Below are 18,112 nucleotides of genomic sequence, written 5' to 3'. Positions count from 1 at the left end.
AAACACGCGCAATCAGTAGCCGCGTGCGGGGTTGACGATGCCCGCCACCGCCTCGCCGCGCTCCAGCGCCGCCATCTTGCGGGCGATCTGGGCGATGCTTTCGTCGCGCAGCGTGCGCGCCGAGGTGTGCGGGGTGATGGTGATGCGGGGGTGGTTCCAGAACGCATGGCCCGCAGGCAGCGGCTCGGTGCGGAACACGTCGAGCGTGGCGCCCGCCACATGGCCGCTGTCGATCAAGGCCAGCAAGTCTTCTTCCACCAGGTGCGCGCCACGCGCCACGTTGATGACATAGGCGCCCGGCTGCAGGCGGCCCAGCGTGTCCTGGTTCATCACATTGGCCGTTTCAGGCGTGAGCGGCAGCAGGTTGACCAGCACCCGGCTCGCGGCCAGAAAGTCGTTGAACTGCTCGGCCCCCGTGAAAGCGCGCACGCCGGCTATGGCCTTGGGGGTGCGGCTCCAGCCGTTGATGGGAAAGTCAAACTGCGCCAACGCCTTGGCCACACGCTCGCCCAGCACACCCAGGCCCATCACGCCGATGGGAAAGTCGCCGCGCAGGCGCGGCTTGCGGTAGCCCCAGCGGCCTGCCGCCATGTCAGCTTCATAGCCATCGAACTCGCGAAAGTGGCGGATGACCGCGTGGCACACATATTCGGCCATCTGCACGGCCATGCCCGCGTCGTCCAGCCGCACCACCAGCGCCTGGGGTGGCAGGCGCAGCTTGAGCAGCGCATCCACACCCGCACCGATGTTGAACAGGGCTTTGAGGCCTGCCTGCTCGTCCATGAACTGCTGGGGCGGGGCCCAGACCACGGCGTAGTCGGCCTGTGGCGCGCCCGGCTGCCACACAGAAATCTCTGCATCGGGCAAAGCGGCCGCCAGGCCCTGCAACCAGGGCTCGGCCTTGGTGTCGGTACAGCAAAAGGTGATTTTCATGGCTGCCGAGCGTACAGCGCCCAGCCGCTGCGTGCTGTCACGCAGCGGAAAGCTTGAGCAGCTCGGCCCCTTCGGTCACCTGGTCGCCGGGCGCGTAGAGCAGTTCCTGCACCACGCCATCGGCGGGGGCGGCAATGGTGTGCTCCATCTTCATGGCCTCCATCACGGCAAGCGGTTGGCCCTTGGTGACGGCATCGCCTGCCTTCACCGCAAACGACACCACCTTGCCCGGCATGGGGGCTGTGAGGCGCCCGCCCTCGGCCGCAGTCTCGCCCGAGTGGGCCAGCAGGTCGATGGACGTGATCTGCGTGGCACCCAGCGGGGTGAACACATGGTCTACCTCGCCCTGCGGGTAGACGGCGGCGCGGGTGCGCTGGCCGGCAAATTGCAGTTCGATGCCGCTCGCCCGCTGCTCGAACACCAGGGGGCTGGTCACCATGGCCTCGCCACTGCCTACCGACAGGGTCAAGCTGCCGCCGCGCTCGTAAGTCAGCGATGCCTTGACGTGCTCGCCTGCAAACTCAAATTCAAAACGGCGTTGCACCACTCCGTGCGTGTGGAAACCGTCGCGGCGGCTGAACGGGTCCACGCCTTCGCTGGCTCGCTCGTTCAGCAGCGTTTGGGCCACAGCCGCCGCAGCAGCCAGCGGAAGGCCCACGGGTTCCTGGTGGAACAGCACGGCCTGCTCGCGCTGGATGAGGGCAGTGTCGAGCTTGGCCTGGGCAAACGAATCGGTGCGGGCCACGCGGCGCAGGAACTGCACGTTGGTCGCCAGGCCCACGATGTGGGTCTGCGCCAGGGCTTCATCCAGCCGCGCCAGAGCTTGCTCGCGCGTGTCGCCGTGCACGATGAGCTTGGCCACCATGGAGTCATAGAAGGGGCTGATCGCATCGCCCTGGCGCACGCCGGAATCCACGCGGACCGCGCCCCTCTCGAAGGTCACGCACTCGGGCAGCGCATACACATTCAGCGCGCCGGTGGCGGGCAGGAAATTGTTGTCAGGGTTCTCGGCACAAATGCGCGCCTCGATGGCATGGCCGTGAATGCGCAGGTCTTCCTGCTTGAGCGGCAAGGGCTCGCCCGAGGCCACGCGCAATTGCCACTCCACCAGGTCCAGGCCGGTGATGGCTTCGGTCACGGGGTGCTCCACCTGCAGGCGGGTGTTCATCTCCATGAAGTAGAACCTGGCCCCCACGGTCGCGCACTGCGTGTCGCTCCCTGCCCCCCGAGGGGGCCGCGTTTGGCAAAACCCCAAGTCCACGCCTTGGGGCGGCCCGGCGGCGAAACCTTCATCTGCACCTTCCAGCCCATAGCCGCCGGGCTGCTCGACGATGAACTCCACCGTGCCTGCGCCCACGTAGTTCACCGCCCGTGCTGCGGCCACGGCAGCCTCGCCCATGCGGGCGCGCAGCTCCGGCGTCATGCCGGGGGCGGGGGCTTCTTCCAGCACCTTCTGGTGGCGGCGCTGCACCGAGCAATCGCGCTCGAACAGGTACACACAGTTGCCGTGCGTGTCGCCAAACACCTGGATCTCGATATGGCGAGGGCGCTGCACGTACTTTTCAACCAGCACTGCGTCGTCGCCAAAGCTGTTGATGGCCTCGCGCTTGCACGATTCGAGTGCTGCGGCAAAGTCTTCGCTCTTATCCACCGCACGCATGCCTTTGCCACCGCCCCCAGCGCTGGCCTTGATGAGCACGGGGTAGCCAATGCGATCGGCCTCGCGCTGCAGCAGCGCGGGGTCCTGGTCCGCACCGTGGTAGCCGGGCACCAGGGGCACCTGGGCTTGCTCCATCAGGCGCTTGGACTCGGCCTTGAGCCCCATGGCATTGATGGCGCTGGCAGGCGGGCCGATGAAGACCAGGCCCGCGTCGGCACAGGCCTTGGCAAAGTCTTCGTTCTCGCTCAGAAAGCCGTAGCCGGGGTGGATGGCCTGCGCGCCTGTGGCCTTGGCCGCGTCGATGATGCGCTCCCAGCGCAGGTAGCTCTCCTTGGGTGCGCTACCGCCAATGTGCACGGCTTCGTCGCACACGGCCACGTGTTTGGCCTGTGCGTCGGCATCGGAATACACGGCGACGGTCTTCACACCCAGGCGCTTGGCAGTCGCTGCGACACGGCAGGCGATCTCGCCGCGGTTAGCGATCAGGATCTTTTTAAACATTGCGCCCTCCTGCGGCGAGATCGCCTGCGCACGCTACGCGTGCCATACGATTTGTCGAAACGGTTGCTGAGCAACCGTTTTCACCGCGGTTTGCAATCAGAATCTTTTTGAACATTTAAGCCACCTTGGCAGAACCAGAAAAGAAAGAAGACAAGCGCCGCACCACGGCGCGCAAAAACTTGAACAGCACCACCAGCAGCAGTACCGACACGATCACCATCACCACCAGCGCCACACCAAACGCCACCGGGTACTGCGTAGCCAGCCATACCACCGCCACCACCAGGCCATCCTCAAAGAACGACAGCCCCCAGTTGGAAAACGGCTCGGGCGAGGTGTTCACGGCGGCGCGGGTGGTCATCTTGGTGGCCAGCGCGGTGGCCGAGAGCGAGCCGCCCAGCAACCCCGCCACCACAGCCATCGCAGCGTTGTCAGCGCCAAACACGCCGTAGGCCAGCGCCGCCCCTGCGGGCACGCGGATGAAGGCGTGCGCGGCATCCCAGGCGCTGTCCACCCAGGGCACCTTGTCGGCGAAGAATTCCACCACCAGCAGTGCGCCACTCACCATCAGCACCAGAGGGCTTTGCAGCACAGCAAGACCTGGTGGCAGGGGCATCCAGCCCAGCACGCCCATCATTCCCACGAGGAACACCACGGCATACAGCCGAAACCCGCTGGCCCAGCCCAGGGCTGCAGCCAGCGCCAGCAGGCTGGGCATGTCGAGCTGCGCGGTGGCATTGGCCGCCGCATCTCCTACGGCACGCGCGGTGCCGCCGTCGATATGCAGCCCCACGGTGTGGAGCCACTGCACGATGTGGAGCCAGAGTTGGTCCATGGTGGCGTGCCTTGAACCCGTCAGCCCAGAAGCCAGGAGGGCTTGCGCTTGTTCAGGAACGACTGCACGCCTTCCTTGCCCTCGTCGCTGGCGCGGATGTCGGCAATGCCCTGCACGGTGGCGGCAATCAGCCCGGCGTTGATCTCACGCTCGGCCACGTCGATCACCAGCTTCTTGCACACGCGCACGGCGTTGGGGCTGGCTGTGGTGAGGGCCTTGAGCAGTTCGTCCACCTTGACATCCAGCTCATCGGCAGCCACCACCTCGTGCACAAAGCCGATGCGCAGCGCCTCGGCGGCGCCAAAACGCTCGGCCGTCAGAAAGTAGCGGTGCGCAGCACGCGCGCCCATGGCGCGGATCACGTAGGGGCTGATGGTGGCGGGGATGAGCCCCAGCTTCACCTCGCTCAGGCAAAAACCTGCGGTATCCACCGCCACGGCCATGTCGCACGCGGCCACCAGGCCCATGCCGCCGGCATACACGTCGCCCTGCACGCGGGCAATCGTGGGCTTGGGGCATTCATAAATCACGCGCAACATATCGGCCAGCTTGCCCGCGTCGGCGATGTTTTCGTCGCGCGTGTAGTCGGCCATGCGGCGCATCCAGTTCAGGTTGGCGCCAGCACAGAATGCGGGGCCTTCGGCCGCCAGCACCACGGCGCGCACATCGGCGCGGCTGCCCACGTCCACAAAGGCGGCCGTGATCTCGGCAATCACTTCATCGCTGAAGGCGTTACGAATATCCGGCTGCGTGAGCGTGATGCGCGCCACCGCGCCGGACTGGGTGATGGAAAGGTTCTGGCTCATGGTGGACACGCCTTCTTACATGCGGAAGATGCCGAACTTCGTGTCCTCAATGGGCGCGTTGCGCGTGGCCGCCAGGCCCAGGGCCAGCACGCGGCGGGTGTCGGCGGGGTCGATCACGCCGTCGTCCCACAGGCGGGCGGTGGCGTAGTAGGGGTGGCCCTGGTCTTCGTACTGGCGGCGGATGGGGGCCTTGAAGGCTTCTTCTTCCTCCATGCTCCACTGCCCGCCTTTGGCCTCGATGCCGTCGCGCTTCACCGTGGCCAGCACGCCAGCAGCCTGCTCGCCGCCCATCACGCTGATGCGCGCGTTGGGCCACATCCACAGGAAGCGGGGGCTGTACGCGCGGCCGCACATGCCGTAGTTGCCTGCGCCAAAGCTGCCGCCGATGATGATGGTGAACTTGGGCACACTCGCTGTGGCCACGGCCGTCACCATCTTGGCGCCGTTGCGGGCAATGCCTTCGTTTTCGTACTTGCGGCCCACCATGAAGCCGGTGATGTTCTGCAGGAACACCAGCGGTATCTTGCGCTGGCAGCACAGCTCAATGAAGTGCGCGCCCTTGAGGGCCGACTCGCTGAACAGGATGCCGTTGTTGGCGATGATGCCCACAGCCATCCCTTCGATGCGCGCAAAGCCCGTGACCAGCGTGGTGCCGTAGCGCGCCTTGAACTCGTCAAACTCGCTGCCATCGACGATGCGGGCAATGATCTCGCGCACATCAAACGGCTTGCGCGTGTCCACCGGAATCACGCCGTACAGCTCTTCTGCTGCAAATTTAGGAGCTACCGGCGCTTGATCTGCGGGCGCTGGAGCCTTGTTTTTATTCAAATTGCGCACCGCATTGCGCGCCAACTGCAACGCATGCATGTCGTTCTGCGCCAGGTGGTCGGCCACGCCCGACAGGCGGGTGTGCACATCGCCGCCACCCAGGTCTTCCGCGCTCACCACCTCGCCCGTAGCGGCTTTGACCAACGGCGGGCCGCCCAGGAAGATGGTGCCCTGGTTCTTGACGATGATGGACTCGTCACTCATGGCCGGCACGTAGGCACCACCCGCCGTGCACGATCCCATGACCACCGCGATCTGCGAGATGCCCATGGCGCTCATGTTGGCCTGGTTGAAGAAGATGCGGCCGAAGTGGTCGCGGTCAGGAAAGACTTCGTCCTGGTTGGGCAGGTTGGCGCCGCCAGAGTCCACCAGATAGATGCAGGGCAGGTGGTTCTGCTGCGCCACTTCCTGCGCGCGCAAGTGCTTCTTGACGGTGAGCGGGTAGTAGGTGCCGCCCTTCACTGTGGCGTCGTTGCACACGATCATGCAGTCCACGCCGCTCACGCGGCCAATGCCCGCGATGAGCCCGGCGCTGGGTGCGTCGTTGTTGTACATGTTGAGCGCCGCCAGTGGCGCGAGTTCAAGGAACGGCGTGCCGGGGTCTAGCAGCATCTGCACGCGCTCGCGGGGCAGCAGCTTGCCCCGCGCGGTGTGCTTGGCGCGGGCCGCTTCGCCGCCGCCCTGGGCCACCTTGTCGAGCTGTGCGCGCAGGTCATCCACCAGCGTGCGCATGGCGGCAGCATTGGCCAGAAAGTCCGCCGAGCGGGCGTTGAGTTGGGTGTCAAGAATCATGCAAGCTCCATCGATATCTTGGGTTTACGTAGCGCCACCGGCTGGCCGGTGGCACTGAAGGCCGCGGAGCAGGCCAAGCGCGGGCCGCCGTGGAACCGGCTTTGCCGGGCCAGTGGCGGCGTCCCCCTGGGGGGAAGACGCGAAGCGGCTCAGGGGGGTCATCAGTTCAAGCGGTTTTCTGTTCTTCCAGACCCAGCAGATCCTTCATCTCGTCGCGGATCTTGAACTTCTGGATCTTGCCCGTCACCGTCATCGGAAAGCTGGTGACAAAGCGGATGTAGCGCGGCACCTTGTAGTGCGCAATCTGACCTTTGCAGAAGGCGCGGATATCGTCTTCGGTTGGCTTCGTGCCGGGCTTGGCGATGATCCAGGCGCAGAGTTCTTCGCCGTATTTCTGATCGGGCACGCCCACCACCTGCACGTCCTGCACCTGCGGGTGGCGGTACAAAAACTCTTCAATCTCGCGCGGGTAGATGTTCTCGCCGCCACGGATCACCATGTCCTTGATGCGGCCTACGATGTTCACGTAGCCCTCGGCGTCCATGGTGGCCAGGTCGCCGGTGTGCATCCAGCCGTCGGCGTCAATGGCTTCATGCGTTTTGGCGGGGTCTTCCCAATAGCCGTGCATCACCGAATAGCCCTTGGTGCAGAACTCGCCACGCTCGCCACGGGGCACGATGGCGCCGGTTTCGGGGTCCACGATCTTGATCTCCAGATGCGGCTGCACCTGGCCTACGGTCGATACGCGCTTTTCCGGCGGCGTGTCGGTGCTGCTCTGGCAGCTCACGGGGCTGGTTTCGGTCATGCCGTAGGCAATGGTGATCTCGCGCAGGTTCATCTGCTCCACCACACGCTTCATCACCTCGGTGGGGCAAGGCGACCCGGCCATGATGCCGGTGCGCAGCGTGCTGAGGTTGAACTCGGCAAAGCGTGGGTGGTCCAGCTCGGCAATGAACATCGTGGGCACGCCGTGCAGGCCGGTGCAGCGCTCGTCCTGCACCGTTTGCAGCACCGTCTGCGGGTCAAACCCATCATTGGGGTACACGATGGCAGCGCCGTGGGTCAGGCAGGCCAAGTTGCCCAGCACCATGCCAAAGCAGTGGTACAGCGGCACGGGAATGCACAGCCGGTCTTCGGGCGTGAGCTTCATGCACTCGCCAATGAAGAAGCCGTTGTTCAGGATGTTGCGGTGCGTGAGCGTGGCGCCCTTGGGGAAGCCCGTGGTGCCGCTGGTGAACTGGATGTTGATGGGGTCCGTGGCCTTCAGCGTCGCTGCCACCTGCGCCAGGCGCGGGTCGTCCGGGTTGCCGCGCGCGATCAGATCCGAAAAGCGCAGCAGGCCAGGCTCTTCGCCACCCACGCCAGATTCGTCGATCCAGACGACAGTGTGCAGGTGAGGCAGCTGTTGCGACTCCAGCTGGCCCGGCGTGCCATGCGCCCACTCGGGCGCCAGCTCGCGCAGCATGCCCAGGTAGTCGCTGGTCTTGAAGCGCGCCATGGTCACCAGCAGCTTGCAGCCCACCTTGTTCAGCGCATATTCCACCTCGGCCGTGCGGTAGGCCGGGTTGATGTTGACCAGCACCAGGCCCACTTGCGCGGTGGCCAGTTGCATCAGCACCCATTCGGCGTTGTTGTGCGACCAGATGCCCACGCGGTCGCCCGGCACCAGCCCCAGGCCCAGCAGCGCACTGGCCAGGCGGTGGGCTTCGGTCTGCAACTGGGCATAGGTGTAGCGGCGGCCCTGGTGCACGCTCACCAGCGCCTCTCGGTCGGGCTGGCGGGCCACCATGTCGGCAAAAAAGGCGCCGATGGTCTGCTCGATCAGGGGAACATCGGTGGTGCCACGGGCGTAGCTTTCCACCAGCGATGCGGTATTCGTTGCGGCTGCAGTCGTCACGGGTTTGTCTCCTCGGTCATCCGTCCAGCGCGGGCAGAGCGCGCGTGGCGAGCCATTCGAAAGCATAGGCAAGCATAGAAGCCCACGGCCCGGCCGGGTTGCCACAATGGTTGCAAATCGTGCCACGGGTGGCACACTCTCTGACGTGAAGCCACCTGCCCCAACCACCCACCGTTTGTCCACCCCCGCCACAGCCCCCACAGCCACACCCATCGCACCGGCAGCCACGCCGATAGCCTTCGTGCGCGCCATTGTTCTGGCCTATGAGCGGCGCGGCATGAGCCCCGAACGCGCCCTGGCCCAGGCACAGATTGCGCCGCAGCTGCTGCAGGACGACGCCGCCCGCATCACCGCGTGGCAGATGGAACAGATCTCCGACGCCGCCATGCAGGAACTGGACGACGAAGCCCTGGGCTGGTTCAGCCGCCGCCTGCCCTGGGGCAGCTACGGCATGCTGGCGCGCGCCAGCATCAGCTCGCCCACGCTGCAAGTGGCCTTGGCCCGCTGGTGCCGCCACCACGGCCTGCTGGCGGACGACATTGCGCTGCAGCTCACCACCAGCGGCGACACCGCCACCCTGGCCATCACCGAGGCCCGCGACCTGGGCGCGCTGCGCGAGTTCTGCCTGGTGTCGGTGCTGCGCAATGCCCACGGCCTGGCCTGCTGGATGGTGGACTCGCGCATCCCGCTCATCGCTGCGGAATTCGCCTTTGACGCGCCACCCCACGCCGATGCCTACGCCGTGCTGTTCCGCGGCCCCGTCACCTTCAGCGCCCCGCGCACCGCCATCCACTTCGACGCCCGCTACCTGCACCTGCCCTTGCGCCGCGACGAACAGGCCCTGCGCCAGATGCTGCAGCACGCCCTGCCCCTGACGGTGCTGCACTACCGCCGCGACCGCCTGCTGGTGCAGCGGGTGCGCCAGCTGCTGGCCGCCCCCCTGCCCGGCCAGCCCGCCCACGCCCTGCCCCAGCACAGCGCCGAATCCCTGGCCGCGCTGCTGCACGTATCGCCGCGCACACTGCACCGGCAATTGAAGGAAGAAGGCGCCACGCTGCAGGGCCTGAAAGACGAGGTGCGCCGCACCCGCGCGGTGGAACTGCTGCACCGCACGCAGCGGCCCATCAAGCAGGTAGCGGAAGCGGCGGGGTTTGAGAACGAGAAGAGTTTTATCCGGGCGTTTCGCGGGTGGACGGGGCAGTCACCCGCCGAATTTCGCCGCCAAACCCACACGGCATGATTTGCCCCCAACGTGACGGGTCGCGTCACGCCACGGCATTGCAGCCTCACTACACTGGCCCTTGACTTCGACCTGCTTGCCATGCTCCACCTCCACCACTGCGTCAGCGCCCGCTCCTTCCGCCCCCTGTGGATGCTTGAAGAGCTGCAACTCCCCTACCAGCTGCACATGCTGCCCTTCCCGCCCCGGGCGTTGGCGCGCAGCTTTCTGGAACTGAACCCGCTGGGCACGGTGCCGCTGCTGACCCAGGGTGATGTGCGCATGACCGAATCGGCGGCCATGTGCCAATACCTCGCGGCCACGCACCCCGACGCGGGGCTGGATGTGCCGCCCAACGACCCAGCGTATGGCGCGTACCTGAACTGGCTGCACATGAGCGATGCGACGCTCACTTTCCCGCAAACGCTGGTGCTGCGCTATGGCCGCTTTGAGCCCGCCGAGCGCCAGCAGCCGCAAGTGGTGGTGGACTACACGCGCTGGTTTCTGGCGCGGCTGCGGGCGGTGGAGGCCGCGGTGGCGCAGAGCGAATACCTGTGCGCTGGGCGCTTTACAGCGGCCGATGTGGCGGTTGGCTATGCCTTGCTGCTGGCACAACACCTGGGCCTGGCGCCGCAGTTTGGCCCGGCCACCCAAGCCTATTGGCAGCGGCTGCAGGCGCGGCCCGGTTACCAGCGGGCCATGGCGGCGCAACTGCGGGCGGCTGTGGAGCAAGGCGTGCCCACCACGCCTGCGCCAGACACGCGGCCTTGAGCCACCTCCCCGCCACACCCCACCCGTTTTCACGGAGCGCGCAACGTGTTCAAACAACTCATTGGCATCGCCGCACTGGCCCTGTCGTTCACCGCCGCAGCCCAGCAGCCACCCACGGTGGTGGACCTGCCCACCCGCCCTGGCGTCACCCAGCGCATGCTGGTGACCACCCCGCCCGAGCCCAAAGCCACCGTCATCCTGCTGGCGGGCGGGCATGGCGGGTTGCAGCTATTTCAGAACGGGTCGTTCAAATGGGGGGAAGGCAATTTCCTCGTCCGGTCGCGGCAACTGTTTGCCGACAAGGGGTTGATGGCGGTGGTAGTGGACGCGCCCTCAGATCGGCTGCGCGCACCGTTTCTCAACGGCTTTCGCCAAACGGAAGAGCACGCGGCCGATTTGAAAGCCACCATTGCCTGGGCGCGAGCCACCGCCAAAGTGCCCGTGTGGCTGGTGGGGACCAGCCGTGGCACGCAATCGGCAGCCTATGCGGCCACCGTGTTGCAGGGCGCAGACGCGCCGGATGGCGTGGTGTTGACGGCGACCATCCTGGCGGATGACAAACAGCGCCCGGTTCCCGCCATGCCACTGGAGCACATCAAAGTGCCTGTGCTGGTGGTGCACCACCAGCAAGATGGTTGCTCTTACTGTGCGTACAGCGAGATTCCCACCCTGATGGCCAAGCTGACCCACACACCCCGCAGCCACCTCATCACCGCCACGGGTGGCAAAAACCAGGGGGATGCCTGCGCGGCCTTTGCGCACCATGGCTTCAACGGCCTGGAGGCTGACGTGGTAGGGCAAATGGCCGACTGGATTCTGGCCCCGGCCCGGTAGGGATGTCCTTACATGGACGTCTCCAGAAGAGCAAGATTCGGCGGCGTGAAGGTCTGAAGGGTTTGCAGTCTTACATACGGCCTGTCGGTGCAGGGTGTTCGTCCTGCTGGCCCTGATGGCATTCGCGGGTGAGGCTCCTGTCTGCACATCGGGCTTGATGCCCTGTATCCCTATCGGATTGCCCCCACCCCGGTTTGACCTGTTGACCCATCACACAAGCTTCTTGCATGCTCTCCTTCAAAACGGTTTCCTAGCGTTTGGTGTTCTCAGTTCATTGTGGTGGTCTCAGGCTGCGGCGAGGTCGACCGGATTCCATCTCACCTGGTCAAAGGCCTTGCCTTTGACCAGGACTGCCCAGACTGTTCGGGCCAGCTTGTTGGCCAGCGCCGCGACCACCACGCTGTATGGGCGGCGCAGTAACAGTCTCTCGATCCAGCCGCTTCGCTGACTCCTGGCAATCACGGCGCGAGCGCCGTGCATCAGCATGGTCCTCACATAAGGGTCTCCGCGTTTGGATATCCCCAACTGCCGGGTCTTCCCTCCGGTGCCAGTCTGTCGGGGCGTCAGTCCCAGCCAGGCGGCGAATTGCCTGCCGGACTCGAAGCTGGACAGGTCGGTTGCAGTAGATACCAAGGCTGTCGCCGTCAACGGACCGATGCCCGGTATGGCTTGCAGTGCCAGCATGTGCTGGTTTTGCTTGACCATCGAGGCCAGCCGTTTGTCCAGCTGATCGATATCGCACTGCAGGCTGTCGATACGACGCAGTTGATCCTGAATGCTGACGACCACCACTTCTGGCAGCCGCTGTTCCTGGGCTTTGGCCAGTGCGTCCTGAACGAGCTTGAGCAATGCCCGGTGCCCCTCAGGCAGCACGATTCCGAACTCGTAGAGCAACCCGCGCAGCGCGTTGGTTTGCATGATGCGCACCTTCATGAGCTGAGCGCGCATACGGTGCAGTGTCAGGCAAGCTTGCTGCTGCTCGTTCTTGACAGGCACGGCCTTGATGTGAGGTTGCTGGGCCGCTACCCAGATGGCCTGGGCATCACGGGCGTCAGTCTTGTCGCGCAGCACAAAGGCGCGAACATGCTTGGCGGGCAGCAGCTTGACCTCATGTCCCAGCGTCTGCAGCGTTCTGGCCCAGTGGTGCGCACCGCCACAAGCCTCCATCGCGACGAGGGACTTCTGACGATTGGCAAAGAATGCGGTTACTCGATCACGCCTGAGCTTGTGCCGGGTGACCTCGCCTGTCTGGGCATCCACGACGTGCAGCTGGAACACGTGCTTGGCAATATCCATTCCGATGACTGGCAGCGTTGCAGTAAATTGCATGGTGGGGCCTCCGGTTCAAAGGTGGTTGCGACGAACTTCCACTTTGGCACTTTGATGCCGTTACCGCCAGGCCCCACCTTGTATCGGGTAACAGGCCGACGGCGCCAACGGCGGTGTAGGTGGAGACGTCCATGCCATCTGCATAACCCTCGCGAGTCGGTGGTAGTGCGGATCGGGATAGGCTGCAAGGCGTCTTTTTGCAGCCAATAGCCGGGCTATTGGCAAGAAAAGCAACGCAGCGGACTGCCCGAGGCCGCGCTATCACAGACCGCAGGGAGTTATGCAGGACATCCCTATGGATCTTCTGCGCACATCGTCCAGGGCGCGCCAAGCCCCATCCACGCAGCGGCGCTATGCCAGCAACGCAGGCAGCAAGGCCATGTCGGCAATCACCTGCACGGCCCCGGCGGCGCGCAGGGCTTCGGGCGAGCTGTGGCCTACCGATGAAGGGCTGTAGCCCACCACCGTGGCCCCGGCCGCCACACCGGCGGTAACGCCGGTCACCGTGTCTTCCACCACCAGGCAGCGGGCGGGGTCTACCTTCAGCGCGGCGGCGGCAGCCAGGTACACATCAGGCGCGGGCTTGGTGCGAGGCATTTCGTGGCCGCTGAAAACGCGGTCACCAAAGTAGCTGGCCAGCCCCACCTGGGCGAGTTGCATCTCCACCTTCTGCCGGTCTGCGCCCGAGGCGCAGGCGATGCGGCCACCGAGCAGCGCGTGCACGGCACGCACGGCATTCACCGCACCGGCGATGGGCTGCAGGCGCGCTTGCAGTTCGGCATTGCGGCGGGCGTAGAACTGGGCCATCCAGGCATCAGTGAGCGGCTGGCCGGTGTGCGCTTCAATGCGAGCGGCTTCGCTGCGCACGGTTTTGCCGATGAAGATCTCCATGCAGTCTTGCGCGCTAATGGCCCAGCCCGCTTCGTTGAGCATGGTGCACAGCACGCCGTTGGTGATGGGTTCGCTGTCTACCAGCACGCCATCGCAGTCGAACAATATTGCTTCAAATTTCATAGCTGGTAGCGCTTATCCAGAAAGCGCTGGAGGCCAATTTCATTAAAAATGGAAAAGTGGTGGGAAGCCAGTTCAACGCACAGGGAGCATGTCGCCATCGACGTAGTACCAGCGTCCGCCTTCACGCAGGAAGCGGCTGCGTTCGTGCAGGCGCACGGCGCGGCCGCCCAGGCGGTGGCGAGCGACGAATTCGACCTCGGCGTGGTCGACGTCTTTCACCCAGTGGCCGCGCACTTCCAACCCCAGCCATTGGGTGGCGGGGTCAAAGTCCAGCGTGGCGGGGCGGTGGCTGGGGTGCCAGGTGGCCAGCAGGTAGTCGGCCCGCTCGCGCACAAAGGCGGTGTAGCGCGAACGCATGAGGCATTCGGCGTCGGGCGCGGGCTGGGCATCCCAATGGTCGATAAAACGGCCGCAGCAGTCGGCATAGGCCAGGGGCTTGGCCTTGGCGCCGGAGCCTTGCAGGCGGCCGCAGGGGCAGGCAGCAGAAGGAACGGCAGGCGTGCGGCTCACCGCAAGGCCCCGAACACGCGCTGCAACACAGCGCTGCCTGCGCCTGCCGGGTTCTGGCGAATCTTGCGTTCTTCTTCGCCAATCATGAAGAACAGGCCGTCAAGCGTCTTGCCCGTGACGTAGCCTGCCAGGTTGCTTTCTTCGGGCTTGAGCAGGCCAAAGCTGGCCGCCTTGCCGGCAAAGGCGTTGTACTTCTGGGTGAGGCCCACGTTTTCTGTGGCCTTGTTCACCACGGGCAAAAAGCGCTCAGACAACGGAGCGCGCGTCTTGGTCACGAAGAACTCGGTGACCGACGTATCGCCGCCTGTGAGGATGTTTTTGGCATCGGTCACGCTCATGGACTGCACGGCCTGGACCAGGATGTCCTTGCCCAGCGGCACGGCGGCTTCAGCGGCGCGGTTGATGGAGGTGACCAGTTCATCAATGCGCTTGCCCTGGCCCATGGATTTCATGACCTTGGCGGCATCTTCCAGGTAGCCCGGCAGACCAATGCGCACCTTGGGGTTGCCCAGAAAGCCATCGGGGCGCCCCAGCAGCGCCACGGCGGCCTGCGCGCCCTGCGCCAGCGCAGCCTTGACGCCACGGCCGGCATCGGCGTTGGAAATATCGCCCAGCGACAGCGCCCAGGCATGCTGATAGGTGGTGCACAGCAGCGCCCCGACGAGGCTGGTTTGGTGGAATTGGCGGCGTTGCATGGCGGCGGTTCTTTCGGTGAAAGCGACGGATGGTTCCCGCAGGGCAGCAACTGCACCGCGGGCCGGAGGTACCCGATTTTCGCTCAGGCTCCAAGCTTGGTTCACAGGCCGTAGACTGCACCCGTCCAGCATCCAGGAAGGAGCCTTGCAATGTGGCAGATGAGCGTGCCGTGGTGGGAGTTTGTACTGCGCGGCATCGTCGTGTACCTGTTCCTGCTGGTGTTCATGCGCCTCACGGGCAAGCGGCAGACGGGGCAGTACGAGCCGTTTGATTTGATCCTGCTGCTGATTCTGTCGAACGCGGTGCAAAACTCGATGAACGCGGGCGACAACTCGCTGGTGGGCGGATTGATCTCTGCCAGCACGCTGATGCTGTGCCATGCGGCGCTGGCGCGGCTGGCGTTTCACTTTCCGCGCGTGGGCTCCTGGGTGGATGGCAAGGCCCAGGTGCTGATTGACAAGGGTGAACTGAACCAGACGCTGATGCGCAAGGAGCTGCTGACCCGCGACGACGTGGAGGCCGCGCTGCGTGCTGGCGGCTGCCTGCACGCGCACGAGGTGGAACGTGCCACCATCGAAACCAATGGACAAATTACCGTGGTGCTGCGGCCCGCGCACCGGCCACTGAACGCAACGTGACCGCGGCGCCCCCGCCCATCACGGGCGCTTGGTGTTTTACAGGCGGGCGAGAAACGCCGCCAATGCAGCATTCACGGGCTCGGGGTGCGTGAGGTTGCTGGCATGCCCGGCGCCGGGCACCACCACCATGCTCGCGCGCGGCAGGCCGTCGGCCATAGCCTGAGCACGTTGCAGATCAATGGCGTTGTCCAGTTCGCCATGCACCAGTAACCATCCCCCGGCAAAGCCGGGGGCATTCGGGATGTGAGCCGCTCAAAGCGGCTGTAAGGGGTCGCTAACGCGGCCCCTCATTCTTGGGGCCACCTATCGGTGGCTACTCACCTCCATAGACCGAGTTGGTCCAACCTCTCGTCTTCCTTCTCCTGGTTTCGGATGTACTCCCGTATCACCGCTTCGTCGCGTCCCACCGTCGAGACGAAGTACCCTCGCGCCCAGAAGTGCTGACCCACGAAGTTGCGCTTTCGCTCTCCGTACACCCGCGCAAGGTGGATTGCGCTCTTGCCTTTGATAAAGCCCACCACCTGCGACACCGAGTACTTCGGTGGGATCGACAGCATCATGTGCACGTGATCGGGCATCAGATGCCCCTCTTCAACCCTGCATTCCTTTTGCGCGGCCAACTTTCTGAATACCTCACCCAGGTGTTCGCGTAGCTGCTTGTACAGCGTTCGCCTTCGACACTTGGGGATGAAGACCACGTGATATTTGCAATCCCAGGCCGTGGGACTCAAACTTTCATACTTGTCCATCGTGTTTCTTCCTTTCGTTTGCTTGGCGGCTCACGATTGAAAGTCTCTACGGTGGACAACCTCCTGAAAAGTCAAACTTCTACTGCCTCCCCGGCAGAGCCGGGGGGCCTCCTTTTGGTAGCTAGCGCCGGCACTGTGATGGCGCCCAGGCGGTCGCTGATGTCGTCGCGGCTGGCCAGGGTGGTAAAGCATTGCATCAGATTGGGCACGGTGAACCCGCGCCACTTTGCCTGCCACTGCGGGGCGCCTGCCCAGCCGTCGCCCAGGATGATGTGGGCTACCACCCCGGCAATCTCGTCCGACAGGCCGTTCTCCATCCAGGCTTTCATCAGCACCTCGTGGCCCGCCATCTTTTCCGGCTGCTCCGGCAGGGCCTGTGTGTTGATGAGCACCAGCGCCCGCACCAGGTCGGGGTGGGTGAGCGCGCAGCGCAGCGACAGGTAGCCGCCCTGCGACATGCCCGCCAGCACGGCCTGGCGCACGCCCAGGTGCCCTAGCAACGCGGCCAGATCGTTGGCCGAATCGTAGTAGGTGAAGGGGTCGCAGCGCGCGAGGTCGGCCGTCTGCCCATGGCCCCGCTCGTCCCAGGTGATGCAGCGCCATGTGCTGCGAAGGGCCTCGACTTGCGGCGCGAACATGCTGCCATCCATCAGCAACCCGTGCGAAAACACGATGACCGGGCCTTCTCCGCCCGTGTCTTCGTAATACAACTTCTGGCCATTGACGTGCGCGAAAGGCATGCGGAGCTCCTGAAAAAAACAGGCCTCCATCCTTGAACAAGCCCGCCCGCACTGCAACCGGCGCAACCCGCGAAAGGCTGCGCACGAGTCACCCAGGCGTCAGCCCGCAGGTGCCGGTACGCGCACCACCCCGCAGTCGGCGGTGGCAAAAAATGAATGAAATTGGGCTCTTCTAGCGAATAGTAGTGATGGAAATCGCCGCACGTCTGTAAACGACGATTTCGACGTACGACATTTATCGAGTGCATCACTAGTGTGGTGTCTCAAAAGTAAGCATCAAATAATGGTACTCGCTGCCCGCGCCACAGATGCCAAGATGGTGTCCGCACTTTTATGCCACACGAACGGCTTGGGATCCTCGTTGTGACGATCAATGTATTCCCGTATGGATTGCTCCAGCTGAGCAACGCTGGTGTGGGCGCTGCGCTTGATCCACTGCTCGCTGATCTGGCTAAAGAAACGCTCGACCAGATTGAGCCAGGACGCTGAGGTGGGCGTGAAGTGAACGTGGTAGCGAGGATGGGCTGCTAGCCAGGCCCGCACTGCCTGCGTCTTGTGCGTGCCGTAGTTGTCCATGATCAGGTGGATGTCTTGTTCGCCAGGCACCGCTGCATCGATGGCTTTGAGGAACTGCAGGAATTCCACACTGCGGTGACGGCGCTTGAGCTGTCCTATGACTTTGCCAGTGGCCACATCCAGCGCTGCAAACAGCGACGTTGTGCCATGGCGCTTGTAATCGTGCGTGCGCGTGCTGGGTTTGCCAAACGTCAGTGGTAACCCTGGTTGGGTGCGATCCAGAGCCTGGATCTGGCTCTTCTCGTCCACGCACAGCACCAAGGCGCGATCGGGTGGTGCCATATACAGCCCCACCACATCCCGTACCTTGTCCACGAAATGGGGATCCGTCGATAGCTTGAAGGTTTCTTGCAGGTGCGGCTTCAGCCCAAAGGCATGCCAGATGCGCTGCACCGTCGCGGGCGATACGCCAGCGTGCCGACTCATCTGGCGCACGCTCCAGTGCGTGGCGTTGTCAGGCTTGCTCTGGCGAACCTTGTCCACAATGAGCTGAACCTGCTCGTCGCCCACACTGCGCGGGCGGCCAGCGCGCGGGGCATCGGTCAAACCCGCCAGACGATACGCCCGGTAGCGCCGCCGCCACTTGGAGACAGTTTGCACCGTCGTGCCCAAGCGTTGGGCAATCATGGTGCCCGACTCCCCATCTGCGCAGCCCAGCACGATTCGCATGCGCAGCTTCTCGTCCTCGGGCGCTTTGCGTACGCGCAGTTGCGCATGCAGCTCTGCGCGCTCGGCATCGGTGATCTGCAGCTTCGTGGCGGGGCGTCCAGGGTGGGCCATCAGC

16 protein-coding genes and 2 pseudogenes are annotated in these 18,112 nt (G+C 64.6%); 4 read left to right on the top strand and 14 right to left on the bottom strand.

Going from position 1 to position 18,112, the window contains the following annotated elements:
* Positions 1 to 12 precede the first annotated feature (12 nt).
* The 6 genes from BDD18_RS11975 to BDD18_RS11945 all read right to left on the bottom strand — a co-directional run bounded on the left by BDD18_RS11975 (position 13) and on the right by BDD18_RS11945 (position 8,252).
* Positions 13 to 933 (bottom strand): 2-hydroxyacid dehydrogenase, encoded by a 921-nt coding sequence (locus tag BDD18_RS11975; RefSeq protein WP_066786770.1) that lies wholly within the window; start codon positions 931 to 933, stop codon positions 13 to 15.
* Between the two features lie 37 nt (positions 934 to 970).
* A complete protein-coding gene (locus BDD18_RS22505; protein ID WP_244939076.1) occupies positions 971 to 3,094 on the bottom strand; it encodes an acetyl/propionyl/methylcrotonyl-CoA carboxylase subunit alpha in 2,124 nt (707 codons plus the stop codon).
* 115 nt (positions 3,095 to 3,209) lie between these two features.
* Positions 3,210 to 3,929, bottom strand: coding sequence for a DUF4126 domain-containing protein (locus BDD18_RS11960; protein WP_142083399.1), 720 nt, complete (start codon positions 3,927 to 3,929; stop codon positions 3,210 to 3,212).
* 20 nt (positions 3,930 to 3,949) lie between these two features.
* Positions 3,950 to 4,735, bottom strand: a complete 786-nt coding sequence (locus tag BDD18_RS11955) for an enoyl-CoA hydratase/isomerase family protein (RefSeq protein WP_142083397.1) — start codon at positions 4,733 to 4,735, stop codon at positions 3,950 to 3,952.
* Positions 4,736 to 4,750: 15 nt separating this feature from the next.
* Positions 4,751 to 6,355, bottom strand: a complete 1,605-nt coding sequence (locus BDD18_RS11950; RefSeq protein WP_142083395.1) for a carboxyl transferase domain-containing protein — start codon at positions 6,353 to 6,355, stop codon at positions 4,751 to 4,753.
* Between the two features lie 166 nt (positions 6,356 to 6,521).
* Positions 6,522 to 8,252: an AMP-binding protein gene (locus tag BDD18_RS11945; RefSeq protein WP_142083394.1), complete on the bottom strand. Its 1,731-nt coding sequence runs from the start codon at positions 8,250 to 8,252 to the stop codon at positions 6,522 to 6,524.
* A gap of 106 nt (positions 8,253 to 8,358) precedes the next feature.
* Here BDD18_RS11945 and BDD18_RS11940 point away from each other — a divergent pair, with 106 nt between their 5' ends.
* The 3 genes from BDD18_RS11940 (at position 8,359) to BDD18_RS11930 (ending at position 11,076) form a co-directional block, all read left to right on the top strand.
* The gene (locus tag BDD18_RS11940; protein WP_142083392.1) at positions 8,359 to 9,492 is read left to right on the top strand and encodes an AraC family transcriptional regulator; all 1,134 of its coding nucleotides are present in this window, start codon (positions 8,359 to 8,361) and stop codon (positions 9,490 to 9,492) included.
* Positions 9,493 to 9,573: 81 nt separating this feature from the next.
* Entirely contained in the window at positions 9,574 to 10,242 is a 669-nt protein-coding gene (locus BDD18_RS11935; protein ID WP_142083390.1) for a glutathione S-transferase family protein, read from the top strand.
* Between the two features lie 45 nt (positions 10,243 to 10,287).
* Positions 10,288 to 11,076, top strand: a complete 789-nt coding sequence (locus BDD18_RS11930; protein ID WP_142083388.1) for an alpha/beta hydrolase — start codon at positions 10,288 to 10,290, stop codon at positions 11,074 to 11,076.
* A gap of 285 nt (positions 11,077 to 11,361) precedes the next feature.
* Here the strand turns inward: BDD18_RS11930 and BDD18_RS11925 are convergent, their stop codons facing one another.
* The 4 genes from BDD18_RS11925 to BDD18_RS11910 all read right to left on the bottom strand — a co-directional run bounded on the left by BDD18_RS11925 (position 11,362) and on the right by BDD18_RS11910 (position 14,624).
* Complete coding sequence (locus BDD18_RS11925) at positions 11,362 to 12,405, bottom strand: IS110 family RNA-guided transposase (RefSeq protein ID WP_066695817.1); 1,044 nt, start codon at positions 12,403 to 12,405, stop codon at positions 11,362 to 11,364.
* Positions 12,406 to 12,756: 351 nt separating this feature from the next.
* Entirely contained in the window at positions 12,757 to 13,419 is a 663-nt protein-coding gene (locus tag BDD18_RS11920; RefSeq protein WP_142083386.1) for an HAD family hydrolase, read from the bottom strand.
* Between the two features lie 72 nt (positions 13,420 to 13,491).
* Positions 13,492 to 13,929 carry a YchJ family protein gene (locus BDD18_RS11915; protein ID WP_044396940.1) on the bottom strand — a complete coding sequence of 146 codons (438 nt, stop codon included), beginning with the start codon at positions 13,927 to 13,929 and terminating at the stop codon, positions 13,492 to 13,494.
* Positions 13,926 to 14,624, bottom strand: coding sequence for a DUF4197 domain-containing protein (locus BDD18_RS11910; protein ID WP_142083384.1), 699 nt, complete (start codon positions 14,622 to 14,624; stop codon positions 13,926 to 13,928). The genes BDD18_RS11915 and BDD18_RS11910 overlap by 4 nt, the downstream gene beginning before the upstream one ends.
* Before the next feature lie 150 nt (positions 14,625 to 14,774).
* On the opposite strand from BDD18_RS11910, the gene BDD18_RS11905 reads away from it, so the two are divergent.
* The gene (locus tag BDD18_RS11905; protein ID WP_142083383.1) at positions 14,775 to 15,263 is read left to right on the top strand and encodes a DUF421 domain-containing protein; all 489 of its coding nucleotides are present in this window, start codon (positions 14,775 to 14,777) and stop codon (positions 15,261 to 15,263) included.
* Between the two features lie 36 nt (positions 15,264 to 15,299).
* Here BDD18_RS11905 and BDD18_RS11900 read toward each other — a convergent pair.
* From BDD18_RS11900 to BDD18_RS11885, 4 genes and pseudogenes are all read right to left on the bottom strand, one after another.
* Positions 15,300 to 15,473, bottom strand: a pseudogene (locus BDD18_RS11900) (alpha/beta fold hydrolase); the annotation flags it as partial.
* Between the two features lie 107 nt (positions 15,474 to 15,580).
* Positions 15,581 to 16,012 (bottom strand): IS200/IS605 family transposase, encoded by a 432-nt coding sequence (tnpA, locus tag BDD18_RS11895; RefSeq protein ID WP_142083381.1) that lies wholly within the window; start codon positions 16,010 to 16,012, stop codon positions 15,581 to 15,583.
* 122 nt (positions 16,013 to 16,134) lie between these two features.
* Positions 16,135 to 16,752, bottom strand: a pseudogene (locus BDD18_RS11890) (alpha/beta fold hydrolase); the annotation flags it as partial.
* A 276-nt stretch (positions 16,753 to 17,028) separates the two neighbouring features.
* Positions 17,029 to 18,108, bottom strand: a complete 1,080-nt coding sequence (locus BDD18_RS11885) for an IS630 family transposase (protein ID WP_142083378.1) — start codon at positions 18,106 to 18,108, stop codon at positions 17,029 to 17,031.
* Positions 18,109 to 18,112 lie beyond the last annotated feature (4 nt).

The sequence above is a fragment of the Acidovorax temperans genome, assembly GCF_006716905.1.
In the GTDB taxonomy this organism is placed as follows: Bacteria; Pseudomonadota; Gammaproteobacteria; order Burkholderiales; family Burkholderiaceae_C; genus Acidovorax; species Acidovorax temperans.
Note: the sequence above shows the minus strand (reverse complement) of the source record. Positions and strands in the feature narration are given on the sequence as shown.

Bases quoted from the DNA above. Each gene is read 5' to 3' on its own strand.
- BDD18_RS11975 (WP_066786770.1), bottom strand. From the start codon at position 933: ATGAAAATCACCTTTTGCTGTACCGACACCAAGGCCGAGCCCTGGTTG.
- BDD18_RS22505 (WP_244939076.1), bottom strand. From the start codon at position 3,094: ATGTTTAAAAAGATCCTGATCGCTAACCGCGGCGAGATCGCCTGCCGT.
- BDD18_RS11960 (WP_142083399.1), bottom strand. From the start codon at position 3,929: ATGGACCAACTCTGGCTCCACATCGTGCAGTGGCTCCACACCGTGGGG.
- BDD18_RS11955 (WP_142083397.1), bottom strand. From the start codon at position 4,735: ATGAGCCAGAACCTTTCCATCACCCAGTCCGGCGCGGTGGCGCGCATC.
- BDD18_RS11950 (WP_142083395.1), bottom strand. From the start codon at position 6,355: ATGATTCTTGACACCCAACTCAACGCCCGCTCGGCGGACTTTCTGGCC.
- BDD18_RS11940 (WP_142083392.1), top strand. From the start codon at position 8,359: ATGGTTGCAAATCGTGCCACGGGTGGCACACTCTCTGACGTGAAGCCA.
- BDD18_RS11935 (WP_142083390.1), top strand. From the start codon at position 9,574: ATGCTCCACCTCCACCACTGCGTCAGCGCCCGCTCCTTCCGCCCCCTG.
- BDD18_RS11925 (WP_066695817.1), bottom strand. From the start codon at position 12,405: ATGCAATTTACTGCAACGCTGCCAGTCATCGGAATGGATATTGCCAAG.
- BDD18_RS11920 (WP_142083386.1), bottom strand. From the start codon at position 13,419: ATGAAATTTGAAGCAATATTGTTCGACTGCGATGGCGTGCTGGTAGAC.
- BDD18_RS11910 (WP_142083384.1), bottom strand. From the start codon at position 14,624: ATGCAACGCCGCCAATTCCACCAAACCAGCCTCGTCGGGGCGCTGCTG.
- BDD18_RS11905 (WP_142083383.1), top strand. From the start codon at position 14,775: ATGTGGCAGATGAGCGTGCCGTGGTGGGAGTTTGTACTGCGCGGCATC.
- tnpA (WP_142083381.1), bottom strand. From the start codon at position 16,012: ATGGACAAGTATGAAAGTTTGAGTCCCACGGCCTGGGATTGCAAATAT.
- BDD18_RS11885 (WP_142083378.1), bottom strand. From the start codon at position 18,108: ATGGCCCACCCTGGACGCCCCGCCACGAAGCTGCAGATCACCGATGCC.